We start from the raw sequence: 22,598 nt of genomic DNA, 5'->3' as shown, positions 1-22,598 counted from the left end.
CAAAAGTGGCGACCTGCTTTGGGAGCTTCCGATGCTCAAACAAGGAGATAGAGCGGGGATTGAAGATCTGCCGCTCTAGCATCGGGGGTGACGATGCAACAGGAGAAGACCATGAGAAAGACGACCAGACTTGCACTCGTTTTCGCAGCCCTGGCCGGCGCCGTCGGCACCGCTGCCTATGCAGACGAGCACTCCGGCGCCGGGCCGCGCGAGGGCATGATGATGCGCCTCGGTAAGGTCATGAAGGACAATGACGGCACCATCACCTTCGACCAGTTCTCCGACGCCATGAACGCGCGGCTGAAGAAGATGGTCGCCGACAATGGCGGCAAGCTGACCGTGGCACAGCTCGCCGACGCGCTGGAGAAGGCACGCTTCGAGCAGATGGCCAGGCGCATCATCGCCCGCTACGACACCAAGGGCGACGGCACGCTGACCGCCGACGACATCACCAGCCGCCAGAAGAAGGTGTTCGCCATGCTCGACCGCGACAATGACGGCAAGATCGAGAAGAACGAACTGCCGAAGGGTCCCGGCCGTCACCACCAATGGGGCGGCGACGGCAATGACGGCATGCAGTGAGAATTAATAACCTCTCCGGCGGCGCGAGCCGCCGGAGACTTATTTTGTCGTTTCAGGCAGCGGCCTTGACCGCCTGCGTGGCTTTCTTGATCGGGATGCGTACCGAGACGATCGTGCCGACGCTTTCGGTCGAGCGGATCTTCAACGCGCCACCCTGAAGCTCGGCCAGCGAGCGCGAGATGGCGAGGCCGAGGCCGGAGCCGGCATGGCTCTTGGAGAACTGGTTTTGCACCTGTTCGAACGGCCGCCCGAGCTTGCTCAGCGCCGCCTTCGGGATGCCGCAGCCATTGTCCTCGATCGTCAGGATCAGCGCGCTGGAAATGCTGCGGGCCCTGACCGAGATGTGGCCGCCTTGCCCGGTGAACTTCACGGCATTCGATAACAAATTGATGAGGATCTGCTTGATCGCCCTGCGGTCGGCGAACAGCGTCAGCGAATCGGCGATGCGGGTTTCGACGGTGATCGATTTTTCCGCCGCCTGCAGCGAAACGACGCGAACCGTTTCCCTGATCAGCGGGCAGAGATCGATTTGTTCCTGATCCAGCGCGAACTGGCCGGCCTCGATCTTCGACATGTCGAGGATATCGTTGATGACGCCGAGAAGATATTTGCCGCTGCCGTTGATGTCGGTGGCATACTCTTCGTAGCGCGGCGAACCCAGCGGCCCGAACAGGCCCCGTTCCATCAGTTCCGAAAAGCCGATGATCGCGTTGAGCGGCGTGCGCAACTCGTGCGACATATTGGCCAGGAATTCAGATTTGGCCCGGTTCGCCGCTTCCGCCCGCTCGGTTTCCTTCATGTATTTGCGATTGAGCTCGACGAGTTCGCGGGCCCGTTCTTCTTCCGCCCGACGGGCAAGGCTGAGGTCGTGGATCGTTGCCATCAAACGGCGCTCGCTGTCGACCAGCTTCTCCTGGTGCAGCTTGATCTGGGTGATGTCGGAGCCGACCGAGACGGTGCCGCCGTCCCTTGTCCGCAATTCGTTCACCTGAAGCCAGCGGCCGTCGGCAAGCTGGCGCTCGAAGGTCACGCCCCCCTGCGGTCCGTTGGTATTGGCAAGCCGCCGCTCCGAGGCGAACGCCAACATGCGTTCATCCAGCACGGCGCGCGGGGCGCCCGGCATCACGTCGCGATCCGACAGGCCGTTATCCTGCTGGTATTTGGAATTGCACATGATCAGGCGCTCGGACGAATCCCACAGCACGAAGGATTCGTTGATGTTTTCGATGGCTGTCCTCAGGCGCAGGTCCGCGGCTTCGGAGCGCAGCGCCAGGTGCCGCTGCTCGGTGACGTCGACGGCGATGCCGATCAGCTGGATCTCCGGGGCTTCCGGGTCGATAACCTGTGCTCTTGCCCGCATCCAGACCCATTGCCCGTCGGCATGACGCATCCGGAACACCTGGTCGATGTGGTCGATCTCGCGCCCGACGATCCTGTTGGCGAGTTCAAACAAATCGCCGTCCTCGGGATGGATGATTTCGTCGACTTCGCCGAACGACAGCATCGTGTCGCAAGGCTCGTAGCCCAGCATGTCGTACATCGAGCGCGACCAGTACATCTTGCCGCGCACCATGTCCCAGTCCCACAGGCCGCAGCGGCCGCGCACCAGCGCCATGTCGATGCGCTGGTGGGCTTCGAGATAGATGCGGTCGGCGGCCTGGGCGCGCGCCGCCTGGCCGAAATAGGCGTAGAGGATGATGATCAGCACGCCGGCCGTCAGCACAAACAGCGTGACGTTGAGCGAGACCGTCTTGCGCCAGGTGTCAAAAACTGCCTCCTGCGGCACAAAGGCTGCCGCGGCACCCCTTCGGCCATTCGCCAGGCTCACCGCCGCGTACCAGTCCTGTCCGCCGATGCTGACCTCCATCACCCCGGCGCGGTCGCCGAACATGAACAGCGGCTGCCCGCCCTGCACGACGCCATCGAGCGATCGCCCCTCCCAGTGCGTCGACTGCGGCGATACGGCAATGATCTTGAAGGCGCTGTCGGTGATCGCCAGTACGTGGCTTCGGCCCATCGCGCCCTGACGGCCGGTTCCCTCCAGCAGGTCCTGGATCGCGCCGGGCGTCGAAACCATGGTCGCGTCGGCAGCGATCGAACTGGCCAGTTGGCCCGCGGCCAGCGCAAGGATCGCCTTGGCGTCGCGCTCGATCTCGTCGCGCTCGTTCATCAGCGACAGAAAGCGCAATACTGCAATGATCAACAGAAAGATGATGATGAGGGCCGGTATCGATCGCCGCAACAGCGGCTCGGCTGCCAGCAGCCGTCGGTAGGCAGGTTCGGCGATGAGCCGCGTATTGCCGGCGAGACCGTCGCTTCGCGCCTCGCGTCGCTCAAAAGCCGTCCCACCGGGCGCGCCCCACGCGTCCGCCTTCGCCATAAATGGCACTCCCCGATTTTCAATCTGCTTGACGATCCGGCAACGCCGCACTTCCGAATCGTCTGTAAAGAATCAAAGGTGATTCGCCTTGTCCAGAGGCGCGGCGAAAAAAGATTAAAAATCGACTAAAATAATGCGGTTTTCGGGCGAGACGCCATTGTGGTGGTGAGCCGGCGCGTTGTCAGGCCAGCGTGCGCTCGACGATGTCTCGCAAATCGGCCGACAGCTTCTCTGCATTGGCGATCGAAAGCAGCGCCTCCCTTGCCTTGGCCTGCCGCACCGGTTCGAGCGACCGCCAAGACCTGAGCGCCGTCGCCAGCCTGGCGGCCACCTGCGGGTTGCGCTTTTCCACCTGCAGCACCGTTTCGACGAAAAGCCGGTAGCCCTCGCCGTCGGCGCTATGGAAGCCGGTCTGGTTGGCGCTGGAAAACGTACCGATGAGTGAGCGCACCCGGTTCGGGTTGGCCATCGAGAACGTCGGGTGGCCGGTCAAAGCGCGCACCGCATCGACGGTTTGCGGGCCGGGCACACTGGCCTGGATCTGGAACCATTTGTCCATGACCAGCGCATCGGTTGCATATCTCGCCTCGAAATCGGCCAGCGCCTTGGTCGCCTCCGGTGAGCCGTGGTGACGGTGCGCAAGCACGGTCAACGCCGCGGCCCGGTCGGTCATGTTGGTCGCCGACTGGAAGTGCCGGGCAGCGAGTTCCGCGCCTCCCGGCAGCAAGCAGAGATAATCCAGCAGGACATTGCGCAGTGCACGCCGCCCGGCACTGGTCGCATCCGGGCTGAACGGACCATTGTCGGCGAGCCGATCGTAAAGTTTGGAGAATATCTCGCTGTTGGTCTCGGCGATCGCAACCACTAGCGCCTCGCGCGCCGCGAAAATGGCGTCGGGGTCGATGTTCTTGCCAATGTCGCGGGCGATATCGGCCTCGCCGGGCAGCGCCAGCGCCAATGCCCGATAGGCGGGTTCGAGTGCTTCGTCGCCGGCTATCTTGCCCGCAAGCTCGGTCAGCCGGGCGCTGAACTCGGGTTGCCTGTGGTCCAGGATCTGACGGAAGGCTGCAATCAGGGCATCGGTCAAAAGCGTGTTGAACGCCTGCCAGCGCGAGAAGGCGTCGCTGTCATGGCCAGCCAGAAAAAACTGGTCGTCGGGCCGTTGCTCGACCGAAAGCGTCACCGGCGCCGAAAAGCCACGGTTGAGCGACATGGCCGGACGCTCGGCAATCCCGGAAAACCTGACGACATGGCGACGTTTGCGGATATGGATGACACTGTCCTCGACGTTCGCCCCTTCGACGCCGCTATGCGCTATCGCCTCGCCACCGGCGCCAACCAGGCCGAAGGCAAGCGGAATGTGCATCAGCCGCTTGCGGCTTTCCGCCGGTGTTGGCGGCACCGACTGCTCGATTTCGAGCGTGAATTCTCGCGCCGCCGGATTATATGCTGAACTGACGGTCAGGTTCGGCGTACCGGCCTGATGGTACCACAGCGAAAACTGCGACAGGTCGCGACCGGAGACGTCTTCGAACACCTTGATGAAGTCTTCGATCGTCGCCGCCTGGCCGTCGTGACGTTCGAAGTACAGGTCCATGCCGGCGCGGAACGTCTCGGCGCCGAGGATGGTATGGATCATGCGCACGACTTCCGAGCCCTTTTCGTAGACCGTCGCCGTGTAGAAATTGTTGATCTCGCGGTAGCGGCGCGGCCGCACGGGATGCGCCAGCGGCCCCTGGTCCTCGGGAAACTGATGGGCGCGCAGCGTACGCACCTCGGCGATGCGCTTGACGGCGCGCGAGCGCTGATCGGCGGAGAATTCGTGGTCGCGGAAAACGGTCAGGCCTTCCTTCAGGCAAAGCTGGAACCAGTCGCGGCAAGTGATTCTGTTACCTGTCCAATTGTGGAAATACTCATGGGCAATGATGGCTTCGATGTTGGCGAAATCGGCGTCCGTCGCGGTTTCCTGGTCGGCCAGCACATACTTGTCGTTGAAGATGTTGAGACCCTTGTTCTCCATCGCGCCCATATTGAAGTCGGATACGGCGACGATGTTGAAGACATCGAGGTCGTATTCGCGGCCGAACGCCTCCTCGTCCCATTTCATCGAGCGTTTCAAGGCATCCATGGCGTAGCCGGCGAGCCTCTCCTTGCCCGGTTCGACATAGATTCCGAGCTCGACGTTGCGGCCAGACAGGGTAACGAAACTGTCCGAGATCTTGCCGAGGTCGCCCGCCACCAGCGCAAACAAATAGGACGGCTTGGGGAACGGGTCGTGCCAGACCGCATAGTGCCTGCCGCCGGCAAGTTCGCCGCTGCCGGCCGGGTTGCCGTTGGACAAAAGCAGCGGCGCCTCACGGCGCTGAGCTTCGATGCGCACCGTATAGACCGACAGGATGTCGGGGCGGTCGAGGAAATAAGTGATGCGGCGAAAGCCTTCGGCCTCGCACTGCGTGCAATAGACGTCGCTGGAGCGATAGAGGCCCATAAGCGCTTCGTTCCGCGCCGGCGCCAGCACGGTTTCGATTCTCAGTTGGAAGCGCCTTGCCGCAGGGGGGCTGACGATTGTCAGTTGATCGGGCGTGGCGAGAAAATCCGCAGGGCTCGTTTCCTGGCCGTCGATGGCGATGCTGCTGAGCGTCAGCCCGTCGCCATCGAGCACCAGCGGCACTGATGCCGCAATCCCGTCGCGGCGTTCGACCGCCAGCACGGCGGTGACATGCGTTGCTTCAGGTGAAAGGCGGAAAGTCAGGCTGGTTTCCGGAATGAGATAATCGCTGGGGCGATAGTCTTCGAGCTTGAAGACCTGGCCGGTATCGGTGCGCATTCCTTGATTTTTCCTGTCGATCCGGGAGTGGCGGGCGGGTCCGCTGGTCCAAATAAATTGAAGTCTGCGCTCTTTACACGAAACACTCCCTCGACAAAACTGCAGCGACGTCTATTTCAGGCGATCATTTCCCAAGCATCATCGCGAGGCTTCCATGACCGTCGTCACGCCGAAATTCGGGATGGGCGCCTCGGTGCTGCGTCGCGAGGCCTTCAAGGGCGCCGGGGAGGCGAGTACGATCGGGTCGACGCGTGCCGCGCTCAATGAGGTGACCGACGCTCTCTATAGCGCCTACGGCATCAGACATATCGACATGCCCGCAACGCCGGCGCGCATCTTGGCGGCGATCCAGGAAGCAAAAGGGGCGTGACAGCCGAACGGGACTTGCCAGTGCTTGCTGCCGGCGACCACGCCGGCGAACACAGCACGCTGACCGGGATCGTGCTCAAGATCGTATCGGTGGCGGTCTTCGTCGGCATGTCGTCCTGCATCAAGGCGGCAGGCACGGTGCCGGCGGGCCAGATCGTCTTTTTCCGCTCCTTCTTTGCCATCTTTCCGATCATCGCCTTCCTCGCCTTCCAGGGGAAACTCGGCACCGCCTTTTCGACAAAGCGCCCGCTCAACCACATTGCGCGCGGTGTTGTCGGGGTTTGCGCCATGGGGCTCGGCTTCTTCGCGCTGACGCGGCTGCCGCTGCCCGAGGCGATTACGCTGAACTACGCGCAGCCGCTGCTGGTCGTGGTGTTCAGTTCGATCTTCCTCGGCGAAGCCATCCGCATCTATCGCTGGAGCGCGGTTGCCGTCGGCCTGGTCGGGGTGCTGATCATCTCGTGGCCGGAACTGACGCTGCTGGGCTCGGGCGCTGCCCTTGGCGACCAGGAGGTGCTCGGCGTCATCGCCGCCCTCATGGCCGCGGCGATCTCGGCCATCGCCATGCTCCTGGTGCGCAACCTCATCCAGAGCGAGCGGACGGCGACCATCGTGCTGTGGTTCTCTGTGACGGCGAGCGTCATGGCGCTGCTTTCGCTGCCATTCGGCTGGCAGGCGCTGACGCCAGTGCAGGCGGGGCTTCTGATTGCCGCGGGTTTTTGCGGCGGGCTCGGCCAGATCCTGATGACCTCGGCCTATCGCCATGCCGAAGCTTCGGTCGTCGCACCGTTCGAATACACCTCGATGATCCTCGGCGTCGTGGTCGGCTATCTGGTCTTTGGCGACGTCGCCACGATCAACATGCTGGTCGGCGGCATTATCGTCGTCGCAGCGGGCATTTTCATCATCTGGCGTGAGCGCCAGCTCGGCCTCGAACGCACCCGCACGCGCAAGGCGATCGCGCCACAGGGGTGATCAGCCTTTCGCCGCGTCGGCCCGCCCTTTCGCCAGCCGCACCAGCACCGCCCGCGTCTGCTCGTCGGCCGGGAAAAAGGATTCGATCGCCAGCTCCGACAACGTCACGTCGAGCGGCGTGCCGAATACGGTGATGGTGCTGATGAACGACAGCATCGCGTCGCCATGGGCAAGCTTGAGCGGATGGACAATCGCATCCGGTTCGACCGGCGCCGGCCGGCTGCCTTTGAGGCCGGACGGATAGGCCCGAAGCTCGCGCTCGAGCTCGACCAGCACCGGATCGGCGGTAGCATCGTTCTGCTGCTTCAGCCGCTCCAGAAGATGCGTCCGCCATTCCGCAAGGTTGACGATGCGCGGCGCGATGCCGCCGGGATGCAGGCTGAGGCGCAGCACGTTGACCGGCGGCGTCAGCAATGAGGCATCGGCGACATTGGCGAGGAACGGGCCTATGGCGGCGTTCGCCGACACCAGGTTCCAGTGCCGGTCGACGGCAAGCGCCGGGAACGGCTCGTGCGCCTTGAGCACGGTCTCGACCGCCGCCATCGCCGGCGCCATCGAGGCATCGTCAAGCGGCCGCTCACTGAAGCTCGGGGCAAAGCCGGCGGCCAGCAGCAGCTGGTTGCGCTGCCTGAGCGGGATCGAAAGCTGCTCGGCCAGATGCAGCACCATATCGCGCGAGGGTGCGGCGCGGCCGCTTTCGACGAAGCTCAGATGCCGCTGCGAGATCTCGGCCTCCATGGCGAGGTCGAGCTGGCTCATGCGCCGGCGTGTACGCCATTCGCGAATGAGACTGCCGGCGGAAATCTGGACTGCTGTCATGACGAGATGACTAGGCCGGTGGGAGAGGGATTTCAATTACCTGGGAAGTCATCGGCACTGCCTTTCCCTTCTCCACCACAGAGAGAAGGAAGAGGCGCGCGAACCTCAACTCAGCGCCCGCAACTTCGCCTTCACTTCGAGGAAATCCCGCCACGCCAGCTTCTTGTGCGCCGGCGTCCTCAGGAGATAGGCCGGATGCAGGGTCGGCATGGCGGAAATTGCGACGCCGGATGGGGTCGTGTGGACGCGCCAGTTGCCGCGCAGCCGCAATATGCCTTCGGAGGTGTTGAGCAGGGTCTTTGCCGACGGGCCGCCGAGATTGACCAGCACTTTCGGAGCAACCAACTCGATCTGCCGTTCGATGAACGGCCGGCATATCTCGGTCTCGTGTGGCGTCGGCGTGCGATTGCCCGGTGGCCGCCAGGGAATGACATTGGCGATGTAGACTGAATTTCGATCAAGACCGATCGCGGCCAGGATGTGGTCGAGCAGCCGGCCAGAGCGGCCGACGAACGGCAGGCCCTCTATGTCCTCGTCGCGGCCCGGCGCTTCGCCGACCAGCATCACCTCGGCAGTCGGATTGCCGTCGGCGAACACCAGGTTCTTGGCCGTGAATTTGAGATTGCAGCCGTCGAATGCCGCCACGTGTTGGCGAAGCTCGTCGAGGTTTGCCGCCGACCTCGCCAGTTGGCGCGCCAACGCCGCCTGCGCCTCGTCGGGCACCGTTGCGGTGGCCGGAGGCGTTCGCACTACCGGTGCCGTGTTCGGTCTCTCGCCCATTTCGGCGCGCGACACGCTCGTCGAGCGTTGCGGCGCCGCATTTTCACCGGCCGGCAGAGCGGCCGCCGCGGGTACCCGCTCCGGCGGCCTGGCTTCTGCAAACCTGTTTACCGGCTGTTCTTCAAGTGCCTCATCGACGCCAGCGCTGGCGTAGAAGGCCAGCAGTTCGGCGAGATCGGCTCGGTTATTGTGGGGGGCGGCAGTCATGGTTTCACATTCGGCCGCGGAGCTTGAATTTGCAAGTTCAGCTCGACGGTATACGCGGATCCTGCACCAGATAGAACGTCCAGCGCGGCGTGTAGTCGGTGATCAGGAAATAGAAGCTGGCGGTCTTCAGCGGGTCGATCTTGCCGTTCTTGAACAGCAGGCGGTCATACGGTTCGAAATTGCGGTCGAAATCGGCGTAGCTGCTCGACCAGATATTTTCGGGCGTTTTGTTGCGCTGGTCGAACGACAGGCCGTCGCCGAACACGCTCGGCTGGTCGAGGATCTCCTGGAGTTCGAACTGGAACTCGACCCAGGCCTGGCCGCTATTGTTGAGCACGTCGATGCGCATGTACATCAGCCCATTGGCGAAGTCTCCAGCCTTGCCGAACGGCTGGATCGGCTTCGTCGTGCGAATGGCCAGCGTTACCGGCGTCGCTGAATTCAGCTCTTCGGTGATGACGAGCGGATCCTCCTTCGTGCCGACGCCCGAAGCCCCGGTGATGCGGAAGCCGCCGCGCTCGTCGGAAAAGGAGTAGGCGCCGGTCGCCCAGACCAGTCGTGGGTCGGCGCGGGCATCGACGGCCGCCAGCGGCAGAAGCGCCAAGAACGCCGCACGGCAAATCCGGCCGGGCGTGAAAAAAAAGCGCGTCGATGAAAAGCCAGCCGGCCCGAATATGCGCATGGCGGGAAGTATGGCCGATAAGTAAGCCGTCGAACAATTAAAAACATCAGTGCGACATATCCTTACAAACGGAATAGGATTGAAGATTGGTGCTCGCCACCGCGAATCTGTGCGGCAGGACGCGACTTTTGACGAAATCGGTATTGTCACGTCCGCGCCGGTTTCCCGTCGCTATTTGATGCGCTATGCAGCGCGTGAGCCAGCAAGATGCTGGGAATAGCGAGCCAGTGAGGGGTCGATGAGCGATATCGAACGCGAAAGCATGGAATTCGACGTGGTCATCGTCGGCGCCGGCCCGGCCGGCCTCGCCGCCGCGATCCGTCTCAAGCAGGTCAATCCCGAGCTTTCCGTCGTCGTGCTGGAAAAGGGCGGCGAAGTCGGCGCGCACATCCTGTCCGGCGCCGTCGTCGATCCGATCGGCATCGACCGGCTGTTGCCCGGCTGGCGCGAAGAGGAGGGTCATCCCTTCAGGACACCGGTCACCGACGACCATTTCTTGGTTCTCGGCGCCGCCGGTTCGTTCCGTCTGCCCAATATCCTGATGCCGCCGCTGATGAACAATCACGGCAACTATGTCGTCTCGCTCGGCAATGTCTGCCGCTGGCTGGCGACAAAGGCCGAGGCGCTGGGCGTCGAGATCTATCCGGGCTTTGCCGCGGTCGGCCTGCTCTACAACGAGGCCGGTGCGGTCACCGGCGTCGTCACCGGCGACATGGGCGTCGAGAAGGACGGCACGCACGGCCCGGGCTTTGCGCCGGGCATGGCGCTGATGGGCAAATATGTCTTGATCGGCGAGGGCGCGCGCGGCTCGCTGGCCAAGCAACTGATCGCCAAATATCAGCTTTCCGACGGTCGTGAGCCCGGAAAATACGGCATCGGCCTCAAGGAACTCTGGCAGGTCAAACCGGAAAACCACCGGCCGGGCCTTGTCCAGCATTCCTTCGGCTGGCCGCTCGATATGAAGACCGGCGGCGGCTCCTTTCTCTACCATCTCGAGGACAATCAGGTGGCAGTCGGCTTCGTCGTTCACCTGAACTACAAGAACCCCTATCTGTCGCCCTTTGACGAGTTCCAACGCTTCAAGACCCATCCGGCGATCCGCGGCACCTTCGAGGGCGCCAAGCGGCTGGGCTATGGTGCCCGCGCCATCACCGAAGGTGGCTGGCAGTCGGTGCCGAAACTGTCCTTCCCCGGCGGTGCGCTGATCGGCTGCGCGGCCGGCTTCGTCAACGTGCCGCGCATCAAGGGCTCGCACAATGCCGTGCTCTCCGGAATGCTGGCCGCCGAGCATGTCTGTGATGCGATAGCCGCCGGCCGCGCCAATGACGAGCTGGCCTCCTACGAGGCCGCCTGGCGCGCCACCGACATCGGCAAGGACCTGAAGAAAGTGCGCAACGTCAAGCCGCTATGGACGCGCTTCGGCACCATTGTCGGCGTCGGCCTTGGCGGGCTCGACATGTGGCTGAACACGCTGTTCGGCTTCTCGCCCTTCGGCACGATGAAGCACGGCAAGGCTGACTACGCCACGCTGGAACCGGCCGCCGCGCACCAGAAGATCGCCTACCCGAAGCCGGACGGGGTGCTGACCTTCGACCGGCTGTCGTCGGTGTTCCTGTCCAACACCAACCACGAGGAAAACGAGCCGGTGCATCTGCTCGTCGCCGACATGGACCTGCAGAAGCGCTCCGAACATGACGTCTATGCCGGGCCCTCGACGCGTTACTGCCCGGCTAGCGTCTACGAATGGGTCGACAAGGACGGCAATGCCGCCGCCGATCCTGCGGCCAAGGATGTGCGCTTCGTCATCAACGCGCAGAACTGTGTGCACTGCAAGACTTGCGATATCAAGGACCCGAACCAGAACATAAATTGGGTGCCGCCACAGGGCGGCGAGGGCCCGGTCTACCAGAACATGTAAGTCACAAGGTTTGCTCCGGACCAAACAAGATGAGGAGCAGCGCAACCATAGGATTGTTGAATAGACCGCCTGCCTGTGTTTCCTTTCTGTGACGACAGGGAGGAAGGAAAATGCGTCTGGCAGTTCTGACGAGCGCTGTGGCGATCGGGGCGTTGTGCACCCCTTTAGCCTTGGCCGACACTAAAGTATTGGTCAAGACACGAACTTATAACATTGCCGGAACCACCGGCGCGGCCCTGATCGAGGCCATGGATCGCAGTGGGCCGAAGCACGGCTTCATGACCCACGCCATCGCGCAGACCGGCTACAGCGTCGATGATTGGACCTTCGACGCCTATACGGAAAACGGCGTCTGCCGCCTGCGCCAGGCCAACGGGACGCTCAATCTCTTCTATACCTATCCCAAACTGGCCTCAGCCACGTCGCCGGCACTGCAGAAGCGGTGGAAGCGGTTCCTCGCTGGCGTCCGCGCCCATGAAGAGACCCATGGCCGCATCGCCAGACAGATGATGCGGGCCACCGAAAAGTCGGTTCGAGGGCTGACAGTCGATGATGACCCGCACTGTTTCGAGGCACGTCGCGAGGCAAAGCGCCGGATCAATGCCATCTATGCCGAATATGAAGCAAAGCAGAAGGCCTTCGATGCGCGCGAGCATCGCGACGGCGGCCCCGTCGAGCACCTCATCCGCGCTTTTGTGGGCCAATAATAAGCCAGGGTAGAGATTGGACTGCGGATTTTTCAGCTTCGGGCCCCGCCAGGCAGCGCCGCAAATGCGGTCGCCGTCTGGTGCTCGTCGAGCGGCTCTTGTCCACCCGAGCGCAGCGAAAATTCCACCAGCACCGGCAGATGGTCTGAGCCGGTGTCCCCAAGGGTCGACGCCGAACGGATGGCGATAGCGCCCTTGCTGAAAACCTGGTCGATCGGCAGTCCGGCGAAGCGCAGGAAATCCGGCAGCTTTCTGTAGAGCCAGGTCGGCCCGACCGATGGCATTACAGTCAGCTTGCCAAGCGATGCGACGCGCCGCACAGCGGCGCTCCATGGCGCTGCGTTGCAGTCGCCCGCCAGGATCGACGTCTCGCCAAGCGAGACGATTTCGTTCGACAGTCCGTCAATCTGCCGTGATTGGTTGTGCGGCCATGGCCAGGTGAGGTGGATGGCGGCGACATCGACGTCGGTTCCGCCGAAATCGACCGTAGCGATTGCCATCGCGCCGCGGCTGTCGCAGTGCGGCTCTGTGCCCGCGGCAAACGGTCGTCTGGACAGCAGCGCAACGCCGAACACGCCATTGGGATACGGGCAGAGGATCCGGTAGGGATAAGCGCCGGACAGCAGCCCAAGCTTTGCCTTCCACATTTCGGACACCTCATCGAGGGTGATCACATCAGGCTGGGTCCGGCCGATCAGCGACAGCACCTTCTCAGGCGTTGGATTGTTGAACCTGAGGTTCATCTGCAGCAGGCGGTAGACCGCCTCGCCGCCGGGCCTGGCGTCGTAGGCGGCCTGCACCTGCCATAGCCGCGAAAGCGGCAAGGCATTCGACGTGGTGGCAAAGGCGGCCACCGCAAACAGCAATCCGGCGGCGGCCTGCAGGCGAAACGAGGTGGCGAGCAGCGGCAGCGCGCAAAGCGCCATCAAGAAGGCAAAATGAACGCGGAAATGAGCAAAAGAATCGAAGGCCGGATGCAGCGATCCGAAGAACCCGGCCACCAGCGCGACCGAGAGTGCAAGCATTGCGACGAACGCCAGCGCAACCGTCATGTCTCGAACACGTGCCATCGCTTTGTCTATCGGCAGAAATGCGGCTCAATCAAGATGACGAAACGTCCTGCCGTGGACCGACACATGCGATCGGCAGCTACTGGAAGGCAGTTTCCGAAAAGCTCCTGAGCTTGCGCGAATGCAGCCGCTCCATCGGCATTTCGGCCAGCTTCTCCATCGCCCTGATGCCGATGGTCAAATGCTGCGCCACTTGCCGCTTGTAGAATTCGGTCGCCATGCCAGGCAGCTTCAATTCGCCATGCAGGGGCTTGTCGGAGACGCAAAGCAGCGTGCCATAGGGCACCCGGAAGCGAAAGCCGTTGGCGGCGATCGTCGCCGATTCCATATCGAGCGCGATCGCCCGCGACTGCGACAGCCGCTGCACCGGCCCGCGCTGGTCGCGCAACTCCCAATTGCGGTTGTCGATGGTGGCGACGGTGCCGGTGCGCATGATGCGCTTGAGGTCGTAGCCGGAAAGCCCGGTGACCTCGGCGACCGCTTCCTGCAGCGCCACCTGGATTTCAGCCAACGGCGGAATCGGCACCCAGACCGGAAGGTCGTCGTCGAGGACATGGTCTTCCCGTACATACGCATGCGCCAGCACATAATCCCCCAGCGCCTGCGTGTTGCGCAGACCGGCGCAATGGCCGAGCATCACCCAGGCATGCGGCCGGAGCACCGCGATATGGTCGGTGATCGTCTTGGCGTTGGAAGGGCCAACGCCAATATTGACCATGGTGATGCCGCCATGGTTCGGCTTCTTCAGATGATAGGCCGGCATCTGCGGCAGGCGAGGCGGCGCGGCACCCTCACCGGGCGCGCTGTCCCCGACTTTGGTCACAATATTGCCCGGCTCGACGAACTCGACGTATCCGTCACCGCCATTGGCCATCAAATCGCGTGCACGGGCGACGAATTCGTCGATATAGAACTGGTAATTGGTGAACAGCACGAAGTTCTGGAAATGCTGGGGACTGGTCGCGGTGTAATGCGACATCCGATGCAGCGAATAGTCGATCCGTTGCGCGGTGAACGGTGCCAGCGGCCGTGCCTCGCCCAATGCCACTTCGAACGTGCCGTTGGCGATCTGGTCGTCGGTGCCGTCGAGATCCGGCACGTCGAACAGGTCACGGATCGGCCGTTTAATGCGCTCGGCAGCAGTGCCGTCGACATGCGTGCCTTCGAGAAAGGCGAAATGCAGCGGGATGGGAGTGGTCGATTCCGAAACCGTGACCGGAACGCCGTGGTTGCGCATGATCAGCCGAAGCTGTTCGGTGAGATAGCTTTCGAAAAGGGCAGGCTGGGTGACGGTGGTCGAGAAATGCCCCGGCGTCGGCATGTGGCCATAGGCCTGCCGCGAGTCGATCTGGGTGAACGAACTCGTGGTGACGCCGATCTCCGGATAGAAGGCCCGGTAGCGTTTGTTGTTGTCGCCGCCCGCGGCGAGCGCGGCAAATGAATCGCGCAGGAACTTGGTATTGCGGTCGTAAAGCACCTGCAGGGCGGCGACCGCCTTCTTGGCGTCGTTGAAGCTCTGTCGGCCAAACGGCTCCGGCGTGACGACCGATTCAATGGCTTGGGGATAGATTCGCTTTTCCATGACCCAATATAGAGAGTTGGGCGCGCGGTTGGGAGGGGGTAAGGCGGTCTCAGAACGCTGTTGGGCGTTTTCTTTCCTGCGATTCAACCGCGCCGCAGGCTGACCAGCAGCACAAAGCCGAGACCGGACTTCCTCAGCGCAGGCGCCTCGATGGTCGAACCGGCATCGGCGCGCATCGTCGGTACGGCCAGAACCGGGGCCGCCAGAAGCATTAGGATGAGCGCCGTCCGCGGCAGAAGCCGAAGGGTCTTGAGGACGTTGGCGGTGAGGTGGGTCATGGCGTGGTTTTCTAGATTCTCGCTGTCGGGTTCAGTGGCGAAGCTGGTTCGGGCAACCGAGCCGGCAGGAAATGGCGACGTCCCAGGCGCGGGCCGGACGGCCGGCTTCGGCGACAAGGACAGCGAACAACATGCCGAACAGGCTCATCAGCAGGCAGACGATGGTGAAGCGGCGGGCAAGCATTGCGCGGTGTCTCCTTCAACACGCATGACAATGCCTTGCCCCGGCTGAACCAGCTCTGATGCCGGCGTTCATCTGGGGTTCAAAATGGTTGATGATCTCTGGACGGGCCGCCTTGAAAGCAGCGACCGGTGGCGACGCCGTGGCTGCGAGACCGATAACATGAAAACGGGGCCAACTGGCCCGCTCATCCCGGCAGGAAGGGCTCGATCAGAGCTTATGCCAGGTCTGGCTCTTGCAGATCAGCCCGCCGAGCACGCAGCCGCTCATCTTGAGCGAACTGCCGGAAAGCGACGCCTTGCCCGAATAGGTCTTGTCGGTTTCCGGGTCGGTTATCGTGCCGGCATATTTGTTGTCGCCGGCCACCTTCAGTGAACCGATGTTCTTGCCGGCAAATTTGCCGGATTTGAGCGTAATCGAAAATGCCCCGCCGCCACCCGAAATGGCGGCAGTCGATCCGGCTTGCGTTTTCCAATTGCCTTCGATCGGATCGGCCCATGCCGCGCCGGTCATCGTTATTGCGGCCGCGAGGGCCAGGCTCACTTGTCGAAACATGTCTCTCCTCCCTCAGGCAAGTCAATCGGGCTCCGCCCCGGCCGTCTGCCCCTTACGCAAACGTAAGCTAGTCCAGCTCTCGGAAAAACAAAAGCGGTGCCGCGACGGAAGGGTTGCGGGTTTTTGCCCGCTCCCGAACGGCCGCGCCGGCGAAAAATGAAACGGGCCGCACACGTCTTTGTGTTCCGTGGTTAGCGGAGTCTTGATCCGCGCCTCGCAAGTTTTCTTCAAATTTTGTGCAAACCGGCGCGATTGCTGGCTTTGTATCCTTAACGAATTTTCGCGTTTACCTCTTGTTTTAGCTTTGTTTTCCTCAAATTAAGCACGCCATTTAACGACGGATTCAAGCCTCCGCGGCATTCTCGAAAGCATCGAAAGAGAGCCGCCCCGAAGGTAGTCAAGGACACCGAGGGACAGACGGAGACACCTCTCGGGAGCCAGAACAGGGGATTTGAAATGGCACGTTTTGAAATGCTTGAAGCCGGCTTCGGCGCCATGGGGGCAACTGCCCAGGCCGATATTCTTTTCGAGTTGGGCATGATGTATGCGACCGGCCGCGATTGCGAGACCGATGTCGTCGCCGCCCACAAATGGTTCAATATCGCCGCGATCAAGGGTTCGGCCCGCGCCGCGGAACTGCGCTCTGAATTGTCGGCCGCCATGTCGAAGGTCGAGATCGCCAAGGCGCTCCGCGAAGCCCGCGAATGGATGACGATGCACTGAATTCGTCAACGTCGACTTCACGGGGGTACTGAGTTCACGACAGGGACGCTTCGGGTCAAAGCCGCGCAGACGGTTAGGCCCGAAAAATCAAGGCCGCGCAAGACGGCAGGGCCAAGAAGATCAAGAACACGGCAGCCGCTGAGCAATAGACAGGGAAGGCGAGCGGGTCCTGGCGCGGCTGCGTTGGGAAGCTCATGACAAAAGCCGCGACCGGCCGGAACAAGGCTGGCGCGGCTTTGTCTTTGGGACCGCGTGTTGCAGGCCCAATCGAGTGCCGACGATGCGCCTAGACAGCTCCGGTGAAGGATGAAATTCTCCCGCCACTCTGGAAGAGGCGCGGCCGGGACGGTCGCGCGAGAGTGGAGGAGTTGTGTCACCATGAAGAAATTCAGTATTTTGAGCGCCGCCATATTTGGCCTGATGATGACCGCGCCGGTCGCCTTCGCCGACGACATCACCTTTTCGGTGGTCGGACCGATGACCGGTCAGCTTGCCACCATCGGCGATCAGTTCAAGCAGGGCGCGCAAGCCGCCGCTGACGCGATCAACGCGGCTGGCGGTGTCGATGGCCGTCAGATCAAGCTCGACATCGAGGATGACCAGTGCGATCCGAAGCAGGCGGTTTCGGTCGCCAACCGCATCATCGCCAATGGTGTCAAGTTCATCGACGGCCACGCCTGCTCGGGCTCCAGCATCCCGGCCTCCGCTGTCTACGCCGAAGCCGGCGCGCTGATGATGAGTCCGGCTTCCTCGAACCCGGTGCTAACCGACGCAGCGGCGAAGGCTGGCTGGCCGACGATCATGCGCCTCTATACGCGCGACGATGCGCAGGGCGCTTTCATCGGTCCATGGATCGCCAAGAAATATGCCGGCAAGAACGTCGTCATCATGCACGACAAGAGCGCCTATGGGCAGGGTGTGGCCGATGCCGTCAAGGCAACGATGAACCAGAACGGTCTCAAGGAGATCCTCTACGAGGGCATCAACGCCGGCGAGAAGGACTACTCCGCGCTTGTTACCAAGCTCAAGGAGCTGAAAGCTGATGTCGTCTATTTCGGCGGCTATCATCCCGAAGCGGGCCTCATCCTGCGCCAGTCGGCGGAGCAGAACCTCAAGTTCCAGCTGATCATGCCGGACTCGATCGCTTCGCCGGAATTCTGGCAGGTTGCCGGTCCGGCCGGTGAAGGCACCATGTTCGTCTTCCCATCGGATCCGCAGGCGAAGCCCGAAGCCAGGGAAGCCATCGCCAAGATCAAGGCCGGCGGCTTCGTGCCGGAGGGCTTCACGCTGTTTTCCTATGCGGTGATCCAGGCCTTCGCCGAAGGCATCAAGCGCGCCGGCAGCGACGACCCGGCCAAGGTCGCTGAAGCGTTGAAGAACGGCCAGCCGATCAGCACGGTTGTCGGTCCGGTCACCTTCGACGAGAAAGGCGACCTCAAGAACGCCAGCTACGACATCAACCAGTGGCACGACGGCAAATACGCCCCGATCCAGCCGTAATGGCCGCGGCGCCGCAAGCTGCGCTGGTGTAATCGAACATGGCCGGGGTCAAACCCGGCCATGTTGTTCTTGGCGATGCCTTTGTGACGCGTTCGAGATCACTTCGTGGATAGGGAAACAGCAGTCAGCTGTGGTTCCTCGGCAAAGCGAACCAGCACGGTTCCGTCGGTGACCTGCGCGCCTTCGGCAGCGATTTCGGCGATTACCCCGTCATGGGGGGCGGCAATGGTGTGCTCCATCTTCATCGCCTCCAGGATCAGCAGCGGCTGCCCCTTGATCACGGCCTCGCCTTTGCCAGCACGAACCAATTTGACCAGTCCCGGCATTGGCGCGCGCAGGCTGCCGGAAGCGGCTGCGGCTTCGTCGGCCCGCGCCAGCGGATCCGGCACGGCAAAACCGTAGCCGATGGCGCCTTCGAAGACCGTGACGTGGCCCGGCCAGCGGGCGAGGCGAGGCGCGGCGCGGAGATCATGCGAATTGGCGCTGTCATAGGGGGCATCCAGCGCCACCTCGAACCGCCCGTCCGGCCGCACCGATACGCGCGCGACGATCCCCTGCTCGCCAAATCTCAGCAGCGTGCGCCGCGCCACCGCGTGGAAATGCGCATAGCCGGCCAGTGACGACCAGGGATCGTCGGAGGACGGCAAGTCGCCCGCACCAGACGCGGCAAGTGCCGCAGCGGCAATCGTCTCACCGCTCGGCGGCGGAACCGCCGTCAGCGCCTGCTGATGCCTGGCGATCAGGTCGGTATCGACATCGCCCGCCGCAAAATCCGCATCAGCGGCCAGCGCGGCAAGAAAGGCGGTGTTGACCGTCGAGCCGGCGATTTCGGTCTGCGACAGCGCCGCGCCGAGTGCCGTGAGCGCCGTCCGCCTGTCCTTGCCATGGATGACCAGCTTGGCGATCATCGGATCGTAAGACGGCGAGATCGCATCGCCGGCGCGCACACCGGTTTCGATGCGCATGCTCGCACCTTCGGGCGCCGGTTGCGGAAATTTTAAATGGTGCAAGGTGCCGGTCGCCGGCAAAAACCCTCTTGCTGCGTCCTCGGCATAGATGCGCGCCTCGAAGGCGTGGCCGGAGAGCGCGACCTCGCTCTGCGTCTTCGGCAGTTTTTCGCCGGAGGCCACCCGCAACTGCCACTCGACCAGGTCGATGCCGGTGACCATTTCGGTGACCGGGTGCTCGACCTGCAGGCGGGTGTTCATTTCCATGAACCAGAAACGGTCGGCCTTCAGACCTTGCGAGGCATCGACGATGAACTCGATGGTGCCGGCGCCGGAATAGTGGATTGCCTTGGCGGCCTTCACCGCCGCCTCGGTCATCGCCTTGCGCAACGCCGGCGTCATGCCGGGGGCAGGCGCCTCCTCGATCACCTTCTGGTGGCGGCGTTGCGCCGAGCAGTCGCGCTCGTAGAGGTGCACGACATTGCCGAAACTGTCGCCGAATATCTGCACTTCGATGTGGCGCGGCTTGTCGACATATTTTTCCACCAAAACGCGGTCGTCACCGAAGGCGGCCTTCGCCTCGCGCCGCGCGCCAGACAGTGCTTCCGAAAAATCATCGGGATGCTCGACGCGCCGCATGCCCTTGCCGCCGCCACCGGCGCGCGCCTTGATCAATACGGGGTAGCCGATCTCGCGCGCCTTGGAGGCGAGCAACACGATCTCCTGCGCCTCGCCATGATAGCCCGGCACCACCGGCACGCCGGCCTTTTCCATCAGCCGCTTAGCCGCGTCCTTCAATCCCATGGCGCGGATCGAGGCCGCCGACGGCCCGATGAAGATCAGCCCCGCCGCGACCACCTGGTCGACGAAGTCGGGATTTTCCGAGAGAAAGCCGTAGCCCGGATGAATGGCCTCGGCACCCGTGGCCAAGGCCGCCGCGATGATCTTGTTACCCCGCAGATAGCTTTCGCCGGCAGGCGAGGGACCGATATGCACCGCCTCGTCCGCCGTCTCGACATGCAAGGCGCGAGCGTCGGCGTCAGAATAGACGGCGACGCTGCGCACACCCATCCTGCGTGCCGTGCGGACCACCCGGCAGGCGATCTCGCCACGGTTGGCGATCAGGATCTTGGCGAACATCGGGCCTCCACAGGCAGAGCTCGCCGCCAACGGCGCGAATTCTCTTCACGCGAGCTGCGGCAATACCCCGCTTTGTAATCTGGCCGTCAAAGGATAGGCAAGCGAGGCCTGCCTACTTGGAGGCCGCGATTTCGCAAGCTCCACCGGTCGTGACCTTGTAATGGCTGCGGGTGGTCTGGCAGGATTTCATAGCCATATCCTCGGCAGCCTTTTGCGAGGGCGCATTCAAGCGCGAGCCGCACATGATGTACAACGAACGCACTCTGGAATACGGAGTGGTCGCATAGGCTGAATGGCCGCTGGCCGCCACATACGCCTTATATGCCTTGGTACACGGCCGATCCGCGGTTGCCGGCAAATACGGGTAGAAACGGACGTCGCCCTTGCTTCCAGCTAGCGATTCGGCGGCGCCAATATTCGGTGCAGAGGCCACGAACAGTGCAAGTACCAATATGGTTGCTCGCCTGATGGATAAAGATTTCATTGCCCAACCCATTTGAAAAACCCAAGACTGGCAGATATTCAGCTATTTGGAGGCGGCTATTTCGCAGCCTCCGCCTGTCGTAACCTTATAACTGTTGCGGGTGGCCTGACAGGATTTTAACGCCAACTCTTCGGCAGCTTGCTGTGATGGTGCATTCAAGCGCGAGCCGCATATGATGTACAGCGAACGCACCCGGGAATACGGAGTGCTTGCATAGGCCGAATGGCCACCGGCCGCTACATAGGCCTTGTAAGCCATGGTGCATGGATCCTTCGGATTCTTCGGCAAATAGGGGTAGAAACGGGTCTCGCCCTTGCTTCCCGCCAGCGATTCCGCCGTTCCTATGCCAGGTGCCGTGAATACAAGAAAGCCGGCAAGTATCGAAGCGATTGTACTTTTGACGTGTCTCGGTGTCATTTTTCCCCCTGGAAGAGCGAACGCCAACAGCATCTCCTACTTGGAGGCAGCGATGCTGCAAGCTCCCGCGGTTGTGACCTTGTAGCTCCTCTTGGCTGACTGGCAGGATTTCAGCGCCTGCGCCTCTGCAGCCTTTTGCGACGTTGCATTTGCACGCGCGCAAATCATGAACTCGGTCGCCCAATTGAATGGAGTCGACGCATAAGCGGAATGGCTGCCGGTCGCCACATAGGCCCTGTATGCCTTCTGACAGCCTCCCGTCGAGCCAGGTGCGAAATAGACGGGATAGCGGCTGTCGCCCTTGCTTCCCGCCAGCGACTCCGCTGCTCCGGTACCGGGCGCCCCCAACACGAGCAACCCTGCAAATATGGATACAGTTGTTTTCTGAAAAAGCTGAAGTCTCATCTTCGCCCTATCCCCCATTGCTATCTGGCGCTTTGATGCCGAAAGCTACTTGGAAGCGACTACGCCGCAGCCGCCGACCATGTCCACTTTGAACTTCTTGCGACCGGATTCGCATGACTTAAGCGCGAGCGCTTCGGCAGCCTTCTGGGACGGTGCGTTAATGTGCACGCCGCAGACGAAATACAGGACCCTTGCTCCGGTGATGGTCGATGCGTAGGCGGAATGACCGGCCGCAGCCACATAGGCGTTGTAGGCCTGCCTGCAATTGCCTTCCGAGCCTTGCTGAGGGAGATACACGAAGGAACGCTTGTCGCCGACTTTCCCAGCCAGCGACGCCGCTGCACTGGCGCCAGGCGTCGCTAATATAAGCAACCCCGCAAGTATAGACGCAGTTGTTTCCTTGAAAAGCCGCCGTTTCATCTTCGCCCAATCCCCATTGGTATTTGAGATGACCAATAGCCGTGATTCTTTCGGCTGGCCAGATGAAGAAGCAAAAAAATTGGTCTGGAGGTGTGGACGGGTTCGTCGCCCGCGCAGGGTCACACCCTGCCGAGTGCAGCAACGACCCGCTGATACAGTTCGGCCGTCGGCTCGTCGAAGCAGCAGAAAATGACAGTTTCCGGAACGATATTCTGGCCGATGAAGGCACTCACGGTACCGACAGCAATTTGCGTCGCCTGATCCTTAGGATAGCGGTAGACACCGGTCGAGATCGCTGGAAACGCCACCGTCCGGCAGTCCTTTGCGGCGGCGATTTCGAGTGACCGGCGATAGCAGGAGGCGAGCAGCTCGGCTTCTCCTTTACCGCCGCCTTACCAGACCGGTCCGACCGTGTGGATGATGTAGCGTGCCGGCAGCCTGTAGCCCTTGGTGAGCTTTGCCTCGCCAACCTTGCAGCCATTCAGCATCCGGCATTCGAACTCAAGCTCGGGGCCGGCCGCGCGGTGAATGGCGCCGTCCACGCCACCGCCGCCGAGAAGCGAGGTGTTGGCGGCATTGACGATGGCATCGACCGCCAGCTTCGTGATGTCGCCGGTGTGAACGCGAATCCTCTGGCCGACTGCGCTCAT

At 62.3% G+C, this 22,598-nt stretch carries 22 protein-coding genes and 1 pseudogene; 7 read left to right on the top strand and 16 right to left on the bottom strand.

Going from position 1 to position 22,598, the window contains the following annotated elements; all coding sequences use genetic code 11:
• Window positions 1-111 precede the first annotated feature (111 nt).
• On the top strand, window positions 112-582 hold the full coding sequence (locus NKJ09_RS12605) for an EF-hand domain-containing protein (RefSeq protein ID WP_352481890.1): 471 nt from the start codon (window positions 112-114) through the stop codon (window positions 580-582).
• Window positions 583-634: 52 nt separating this feature from the next.
• Here the strand turns inward: NKJ09_RS12605 and NKJ09_RS12600 are convergent, their stop codons facing one another.
• Window positions 635-2,962 (bottom strand): PAS domain-containing sensor histidine kinase, encoded by a 2,328-nt coding sequence (locus NKJ09_RS12600; protein WP_023718378.1) that lies wholly within the window; start codon window positions 2,960-2,962, stop codon window positions 635-637.
• A 181-nt stretch (window positions 2,963-3,143) separates the two neighbouring features.
• Complete coding sequence (pepN, locus tag NKJ09_RS12595; protein WP_352481888.1) at window positions 3,144-5,789, bottom strand: aminopeptidase N; 2,646 nt, start codon at window positions 5,787-5,789, stop codon at window positions 3,144-3,146.
• A 154-nt stretch (window positions 5,790-5,943) separates the two neighbouring features.
• On the opposite strand from pepN, the gene NKJ09_RS12590 reads away from it, so the two are divergent.
• Together NKJ09_RS12590 and NKJ09_RS12585 are read left to right on the top strand one after the other, a co-directional pair.
• On the top strand, window positions 5,944-6,159 hold the full coding sequence (locus NKJ09_RS12590) for a hypothetical protein (protein WP_023718376.1): 216 nt from the start codon (window positions 5,944-5,946) through the stop codon (window positions 6,157-6,159).
• Window positions 6,156-7,133 carry a DMT family transporter gene (locus NKJ09_RS12585; protein WP_502895883.1) on the top strand — a complete coding sequence of 326 codons (978 nt, stop codon included), beginning with the start codon at window positions 6,156-6,158 and terminating at the stop codon, window positions 7,131-7,133. Before NKJ09_RS12590 ends, NKJ09_RS12585 begins: the two co-directional genes overlap by 4 nt.
• On the opposite strand, the gene NKJ09_RS12580 is transcribed toward NKJ09_RS12585, so the two are convergent.
• The 3 genes from NKJ09_RS12580 to NKJ09_RS12570 all read right to left on the bottom strand — a co-directional run bounded on the left by NKJ09_RS12580 (window position 7,134) and on the right by NKJ09_RS12570 (window position 9,621).
• Complete coding sequence (locus tag NKJ09_RS12580; protein ID WP_352494827.1) at window positions 7,134-7,952, bottom strand: helix-turn-helix domain-containing protein; 819 nt, start codon at window positions 7,950-7,952, stop codon at window positions 7,134-7,136. It lies immediately after the preceding gene.
• A 105-nt stretch (window positions 7,953-8,057) separates the two neighbouring features.
• The gene (locus NKJ09_RS12575) at window positions 8,058-8,939 is read right to left on the bottom strand and encodes a uracil-DNA glycosylase (RefSeq protein WP_352494828.1); all 882 of its coding nucleotides are present in this window, start codon (window positions 8,937-8,939) and stop codon (window positions 8,058-8,060) included.
• A gap of 37 nt (window positions 8,940-8,976) precedes the next feature.
• Window positions 8,977-9,621, bottom strand: a complete 645-nt coding sequence (locus NKJ09_RS12570; protein ID WP_023718372.1) for a hypothetical protein — start codon at window positions 9,619-9,621, stop codon at window positions 8,977-8,979.
• 238 nt (window positions 9,622-9,859) lie between these two features.
• On the opposite strand from NKJ09_RS12570, the gene NKJ09_RS12565 reads away from it, so the two are divergent.
• Both NKJ09_RS12565 and NKJ09_RS12560 read left to right on the top strand, forming a co-directional pair.
• Window positions 9,860-11,539 carry an electron transfer flavoprotein-ubiquinone oxidoreductase gene (locus tag NKJ09_RS12565; RefSeq protein ID WP_352494829.1) on the top strand — a complete coding sequence of 560 codons (1,680 nt, stop codon included), beginning with the start codon at window positions 9,860-9,862 and terminating at the stop codon, window positions 11,537-11,539.
• Between the two features lie 110 nt (window positions 11,540-11,649).
• Window positions 11,650-12,246 (top strand): DUF922 domain-containing protein, encoded by a 597-nt coding sequence (locus NKJ09_RS12560; protein WP_352494830.1) that lies wholly within the window; start codon window positions 11,650-11,652, stop codon window positions 12,244-12,246.
• A gap of 32 nt (window positions 12,247-12,278) precedes the next feature.
• Here the strand turns inward: NKJ09_RS12560 and NKJ09_RS12555 are convergent, their stop codons facing one another.
• The 5 genes from NKJ09_RS12555 to NKJ09_RS12535 form a co-directional block, all read right to left on the bottom strand.
• Window positions 12,279-13,316, bottom strand: coding sequence for an endonuclease/exonuclease/phosphatase family protein (locus NKJ09_RS12555; protein WP_352494831.1), 1,038 nt, complete (start codon window positions 13,314-13,316; stop codon window positions 12,279-12,281).
• Window positions 13,317-13,395: 79 nt separating this feature from the next.
• Window positions 13,396-14,898 carry an AMP nucleosidase gene (locus NKJ09_RS12550; RefSeq protein WP_352494832.1) on the bottom strand — a complete coding sequence of 501 codons (1,503 nt, stop codon included), beginning with the start codon at window positions 14,896-14,898 and terminating at the stop codon, window positions 13,396-13,398.
• Between the two features lie 83 nt (window positions 14,899-14,981).
• Window positions 14,982-15,176 (bottom strand): hypothetical protein, encoded by a 195-nt coding sequence (locus NKJ09_RS12545; RefSeq protein ID WP_352494833.1) that lies wholly within the window; start codon window positions 15,174-15,176, stop codon window positions 14,982-14,984.
• A 31-nt stretch (window positions 15,177-15,207) separates the two neighbouring features.
• Window positions 15,208-15,360 carry a hypothetical protein gene (locus NKJ09_RS12540; protein WP_023718367.1) on the bottom strand — a complete coding sequence of 51 codons (153 nt, stop codon included), beginning with the start codon at window positions 15,358-15,360 and terminating at the stop codon, window positions 15,208-15,210.
• Between the two features lie 207 nt (window positions 15,361-15,567).
• Window positions 15,568-15,912: a DUF2147 domain-containing protein gene (locus NKJ09_RS12535; RefSeq protein ID WP_023718366.1), complete on the bottom strand. Its 345-nt coding sequence runs from the start codon at window positions 15,910-15,912 to the stop codon at window positions 15,568-15,570.
• 456 nt (window positions 15,913-16,368) lie between these two features.
• Here NKJ09_RS12535 and NKJ09_RS12530 point away from each other — a divergent pair, with 456 nt between their 5' ends.
• Both NKJ09_RS12530 and NKJ09_RS12525 read left to right on the top strand, forming a co-directional pair.
• Window positions 16,369-16,635 (top strand): SEL1-like repeat protein, encoded by a 267-nt coding sequence (locus tag NKJ09_RS12530; protein ID WP_010915070.1) that lies wholly within the window; start codon window positions 16,369-16,371, stop codon window positions 16,633-16,635.
• Between the two features lie 378 nt (window positions 16,636-17,013).
• On the top strand, window positions 17,014-18,135 hold the full coding sequence (locus tag NKJ09_RS12525) for a branched-chain amino acid ABC transporter substrate-binding protein (RefSeq protein WP_352494834.1): 1,122 nt from the start codon (window positions 17,014-17,016) through the stop codon (window positions 18,133-18,135).
• A gap of 98 nt (window positions 18,136-18,233) precedes the next feature.
• Here the strand turns inward: NKJ09_RS12525 and NKJ09_RS12520 are convergent, their stop codons facing one another.
• The 6 genes and pseudogenes from NKJ09_RS12520 to NKJ09_RS12495 form a co-directional block, all read right to left on the bottom strand.
• Window positions 18,234-20,222: an acetyl/propionyl/methylcrotonyl-CoA carboxylase subunit alpha gene (locus tag NKJ09_RS12520; protein ID WP_352494835.1), complete on the bottom strand. Its 1,989-nt coding sequence runs from the start codon at window positions 20,220-20,222 to the stop codon at window positions 18,234-18,236.
• A gap of 112 nt (window positions 20,223-20,334) precedes the next feature.
• Window positions 20,335-20,706 carry a hypothetical protein gene (locus NKJ09_RS12515; RefSeq protein WP_352494836.1) on the bottom strand — a complete coding sequence of 124 codons (372 nt, stop codon included), beginning with the start codon at window positions 20,704-20,706 and terminating at the stop codon, window positions 20,335-20,337.
• 42 nt (window positions 20,707-20,748) lie between these two features.
• Window positions 20,749-21,123 carry a hypothetical protein gene (locus NKJ09_RS12510; protein ID WP_023718362.1) on the bottom strand — a complete coding sequence of 125 codons (375 nt, stop codon included), beginning with the start codon at window positions 21,121-21,123 and terminating at the stop codon, window positions 20,749-20,751.
• 36 nt (window positions 21,124-21,159) lie between these two features.
• On the bottom strand, window positions 21,160-21,528 hold the full coding sequence (locus NKJ09_RS12505) for a hypothetical protein (RefSeq protein ID WP_352762819.1): 369 nt from the start codon (window positions 21,526-21,528) through the stop codon (window positions 21,160-21,162).
• A gap of 45 nt (window positions 21,529-21,573) precedes the next feature.
• Window positions 21,574-21,948, bottom strand: a complete 375-nt coding sequence (locus tag NKJ09_RS12500; RefSeq protein ID WP_352494837.1) for a hypothetical protein — start codon at window positions 21,946-21,948, stop codon at window positions 21,574-21,576.
• A gap of 119 nt (window positions 21,949-22,067) precedes the next feature.
• Window positions 22,068-22,598 (bottom strand): annotated as a pseudogene (locus NKJ09_RS12495) (O-acetyl-ADP-ribose deacetylase).

The organism is Mesorhizobium sp. M0189 (genome assembly GCF_040322135.1).
In the GTDB taxonomy this organism is placed as follows: domain Bacteria; phylum Pseudomonadota; class Alphaproteobacteria; order Rhizobiales; family Rhizobiaceae; genus Mesorhizobium.
This window is presented reverse-complemented; position numbering and strand designations above follow the sequence as displayed.

What these genes read in the sequence shown, in the direction of transcription:
- NKJ09_RS12605 (WP_352481890.1), top strand. Translation starts at nt 112, where the DNA reads ATGAGAAAGACGACCAGACTTGCACTCGTTTTCGCAGCCCTGGCCGGC.
- NKJ09_RS12600 (WP_023718378.1), bottom strand. Translation starts at nt 2,962, where the DNA reads ATGGCGAAGGCGGACGCGTGGGGCGCGCCCGGTGGGACGGCTTTTGAG.
- pepN (WP_352481888.1), bottom strand. Translation starts at nt 5,789, where the DNA reads ATGCGCACCGATACCGGCCAGGTCTTCAAGCTCGAAGACTATCGCCCC.
- NKJ09_RS12590 (WP_023718376.1), top strand. Translation starts at nt 5,944, where the DNA reads ATGACCGTCGTCACGCCGAAATTCGGGATGGGCGCCTCGGTGCTGCGT.
- NKJ09_RS12580 (WP_352494827.1), bottom strand. Translation starts at nt 7,952, where the DNA reads ATGACAGCAGTCCAGATTTCCGCCGGCAGTCTCATTCGCGAATGGCGT.
- NKJ09_RS12575 (WP_352494828.1), bottom strand. Translation starts at nt 8,939, where the DNA reads ATGACTGCCGCCCCCCACAATAACCGAGCCGATCTCGCCGAACTGCTG.
- NKJ09_RS12570 (WP_023718372.1), bottom strand. Translation starts at nt 9,621, where the DNA reads ATGCGCATATTCGGGCCGGCTGGCTTTTCATCGACGCGCTTTTTTTTC.
- NKJ09_RS12565 (WP_352494829.1), top strand. Translation starts at nt 9,860, where the DNA reads ATGAGCGATATCGAACGCGAAAGCATGGAATTCGACGTGGTCATCGTC.
- NKJ09_RS12560 (WP_352494830.1), top strand. Translation starts at nt 11,650, where the DNA reads ATGCGTCTGGCAGTTCTGACGAGCGCTGTGGCGATCGGGGCGTTGTGC.
- NKJ09_RS12555 (WP_352494831.1), bottom strand. Translation starts at nt 13,316, where the DNA reads ATGGCACGTGTTCGAGACATGACGGTTGCGCTGGCGTTCGTCGCAATG.
- NKJ09_RS12550 (WP_352494832.1), bottom strand. Translation starts at nt 14,898, where the DNA reads ATGGAAAAGCGAATCTATCCCCAAGCCATTGAATCGGTCGTCACGCCG.
- NKJ09_RS12545 (WP_352494833.1), bottom strand. Translation starts at nt 15,176, where the DNA reads ATGACCCACCTCACCGCCAACGTCCTCAAGACCCTTCGGCTTCTGCCG.
- NKJ09_RS12540 (WP_023718367.1), bottom strand. Translation starts at nt 15,360, where the DNA reads ATGCTTGCCCGCCGCTTCACCATCGTCTGCCTGCTGATGAGCCTGTTC.
- NKJ09_RS12535 (WP_023718366.1), bottom strand. Translation starts at nt 15,912, where the DNA reads ATGTTTCGACAAGTGAGCCTGGCCCTCGCGGCCGCAATAACGATGACC.
- NKJ09_RS12530 (WP_010915070.1), top strand. Translation starts at nt 16,369, where the DNA reads ATGGCACGTTTTGAAATGCTTGAAGCCGGCTTCGGCGCCATGGGGGCA.
- NKJ09_RS12525 (WP_352494834.1), top strand. Translation starts at nt 17,014, where the DNA reads ATGAAGAAATTCAGTATTTTGAGCGCCGCCATATTTGGCCTGATGATG.
- NKJ09_RS12520 (WP_352494835.1), bottom strand. Translation starts at nt 20,222, where the DNA reads ATGTTCGCCAAGATCCTGATCGCCAACCGTGGCGAGATCGCCTGCCGG.
- NKJ09_RS12515 (WP_352494836.1), bottom strand. Translation starts at nt 20,706, where the DNA reads ATGAAATCTTTATCCATCAGGCGAGCAACCATATTGGTACTTGCACTG.
- NKJ09_RS12510 (WP_023718362.1), bottom strand. Translation starts at nt 21,123, where the DNA reads ATGACACCGAGACACGTCAAAAGTACAATCGCTTCGATACTTGCCGGC.
- NKJ09_RS12505 (WP_352762819.1), bottom strand. Translation starts at nt 21,528, where the DNA reads ATGAGACTTCAGCTTTTTCAGAAAACAACTGTATCCATATTTGCAGGG.
- NKJ09_RS12500 (WP_352494837.1), bottom strand. Translation starts at nt 21,948, where the DNA reads ATGAAACGGCGGCTTTTCAAGGAAACAACTGCGTCTATACTTGCGGGG.